The sequence below is a fragment of the Steroidobacter sp. genome (assembly GCF_016790065.1).
Classification (GTDB): domain Bacteria; phylum Pseudomonadota; class Gammaproteobacteria; order Steroidobacterales; family Steroidobacteraceae; genus Steroidobacter.
The window spans coordinates 1-2562 of record NZ_JAEUPY010000088.1 but is presented as its reverse complement, the minus strand read 5'-3'; the positions used below and the strand labels follow the sequence as shown (position 1 = coordinate 2562).

At 57.3% G+C, this 2562-nt stretch carries 2 protein-coding genes; both read right to left on the bottom strand.

The window, feature by feature from the left end:
- Positions 1 to 47: 47 nt before the first annotated feature.
- On the bottom strand, positions 48 to 1334 hold the full coding sequence (locus JNL55_RS03510; RefSeq protein WP_293849318.1) for a sigma-54 interaction domain-containing protein: 1287 nt from the start codon (positions 1332 to 1334) through the stop codon (positions 48 to 50).
- Positions 1335 to 1350: 16 nt separating this feature from the next.
- Positions 1351 to 2103 (bottom strand): peptidylprolyl isomerase, encoded by a 753-nt coding sequence (locus tag JNL55_RS03505; protein WP_293849315.1) that lies wholly within the window; start codon positions 2101 to 2103, stop codon positions 1351 to 1353.
- Positions 2104 to 2562 lie beyond the last annotated feature (459 nt).

The window sequence follows — 2562 nt, the reverse complement described above, 5'->3', positions numbered from 1 at the left end:
TGGAGTTCGTTGGCTCACAGCCAACAAGAAACATTGGCAGTGTTGGGTCAGGTCAGGCTGGAAGAAGCAGCCGACGACGACGCGCCATCAGTACGCGCTTTGTTGGCTCGTCGCGCGCTCAGTCCATGTTTCTTCAACAGGGTCTGCACGTGACTGCGATTCATGCCGATGCTTTGCGCCAGATTGGTCACATTGAAATTGGCCTTCTCCAGACACTCCAGCAAATAACTACGCTCGGCTTCATCGCTGGCTCGGCGTTTGGCATCGTTGAGCGAGGTCGCCGCCTCGGGTTCTGGCTGTGCCGCCCGCTCCGGCATCTTCAGCCGCACGTTCTCCGGCAAGTGCTCCAGGTCTGCGGTATCGGCTGCCAGGCAGGAAATTCGGAAAATGATGTTTCGTAACTCGCGAATGTTGCCCGGATAGTCGTAAGCGCCCAGGAAGCTCGACAGCCTTCTCGAGAGTCTCACAGTCTGCCGCTGCAGCCTCTGCGAAGCTTCATTGGCGAGGTATTCGATCAGCAAAGGGATTTCATCGCGACGGTCACGCAACGGCGGCAACGTCACCTGGACGATGCTGAGCCGGTAATAGAGATCCTCACGAAAGGCGCCGGCCTTACACATTTCGAGAAGATTCTTGTTGGTCGCGGCCACGATGCGTGCATCGACATTGATGACTTGATCCGAGCCCACCCGCTGAATCTCGTTGGACTGCAGGACGCGCAGCAGCTTCACCTGCCCGATCAAAGGCAATTCGCCGATTTCATCGAGGAAGATGGTGCCGCCGTTGGCCGCTTCGAACTTGCCGGCACGATCGGCGCTGGCGCCGGTGAATGCGCCACGCTTGTGACCGAACAGCTCGGACTCGAGCAGATTTTCGGGAATGGCGCCGCAGTTCAAGGTGATGTACGGACGGTCGGCGCGATTCCCGTTGGCGTGGATGACCTTCGCCATCAGTTCTTTGCCGGTGCCGCTCTCGCCATCGATCAGTACGGGCAGATCGGTGCGAGCAGCCTTCTCCGCGATTTCCAACGCTTCGATCAATCGCGGACTGTCGCCGAACACGCCTTCGAATTGAAAGTCGCGTTCCAGCAACGCATGCCGTCGCTGGGCAACACTTTGGTTCCGAGGCGTCGCGGCGCTGGCTTTGACGAAGCGTTCGGTGTGCGACAAACGCACCACTTCGTCTCGCAGCGCGGTGCATTGGTTCAGCAGTTTATTGATTTGAGCTCGATCGAGATTCTGCGCCCAACGCAAGGTCGAGCGCAGAATCTCGATCTTTTCCAACACAGCCGCATACGAAATCGTCGCTTCGGGATTCGACTCGACCGGTTTCATCGCGACCTCAGCTGCACTACATGACTTCGAGCCGATGCTCGCTGGCTTGCGCGGCCAGCCACTGTTCTTTCAGTACGCGCCGAATCTCGGCCTTGGTATCGTCATCCAGCGAGGCCGGGCTCTTGTCATTGACGGTGAAAATCTCGAAGCAGGTGCCGTCAGGCGAAGCAAATGGCCCGAGGATCTCGCCTTTCTGGGCATGGAATACCTTGGCTTCCACATCGCCGCGCAGCGCACCACGCAGTACCTTGCCCACATGTCCGCCGTGACCGCGCGTATCGGCAATGGAGAACTCGTGCGCCAGTTCGGCGAAGCGCTCCGGCTCGTCGCCCAGAATCGCCATGATCTCGCGCGCCTTGCCGTCGGAGTCCACCACGATGTGGCTGACATCGATGCTATCGAACTGCGGCGAGTTCAACCGGAAGAACTGTTCCACTTTGGCATCGGTCACGATCTGTTCCATCATCTTTTCGAAACAGAGCGTTTCCGTCACGTACATTTCATACTCCTCGGGAGTCACTTTCATGCTCTCGAGGTAGCGCTTCATTTCCACCGACCGGTGCAGTCCGTTCACGCGGCGCAGCTGATCGGAGCGTTGCTGTACCGATTCCGGCGTCAACCGGACGCCATGCTTCCGGGCCGAATGCACTGCTAATTTTTCCTGGACGATATCATCGATGAGCGAATCGAACCGACCGCTCAACTTCAACAGCTTCACGAAGCTGTCGGAGTTGATGACCTCGTCATTGATGCGAATAAGATTTGTCATGACGACGACTCCTCGCGAACAACGGAAGAAACCTCTCTAGGGGACAAGGCTACTGTGAGCCGATCGTACGCGTTCGTCCAGGCTGCAAAAGGGCATAAGAGCCGATCGCACACTGGCATCGCGCGTACGCTGCCCGATCTCGATGAAACATTCTTGAAAGCACACACCATCAGGATCGTCTCTGCTCATCGCTACTCATCGGGCACTCATGTGGAACTCGTTGATCGAATCAACGCTGCGAGTCTGTTCGAACGCCGCGTTTTCCAATCCAACATCTCACATTGAGTTTGTTGGCAGCGAACCAACGAACTCCAACAGCTCGATGGCGTGACGCGCTGCGTGATCTTGCGAGCGTTCAAGTATTTCTCCGCTGCCATCAATCACTTAGAAAATAGTTTCGGCCGCTTGGCACGGCCTGGCACGTCGCCTGCAATTTCCTGGGCAAGCGCAACGCAAAGC

Coding starts and splice junctions, on each gene's coding strand:
- JNL55_RS03510 (WP_293849318.1), bottom strand. CDS start 1,334: ATGAAACCGGTCGAGTCGAATCCCGAAGCGACGATTTCGTATGCGGCT.
- JNL55_RS03505 (WP_293849315.1), bottom strand. CDS start 2,103: ATGACAAATCTTATTCGCATCAATGACGAGGTCATCAACTCCGACAGC.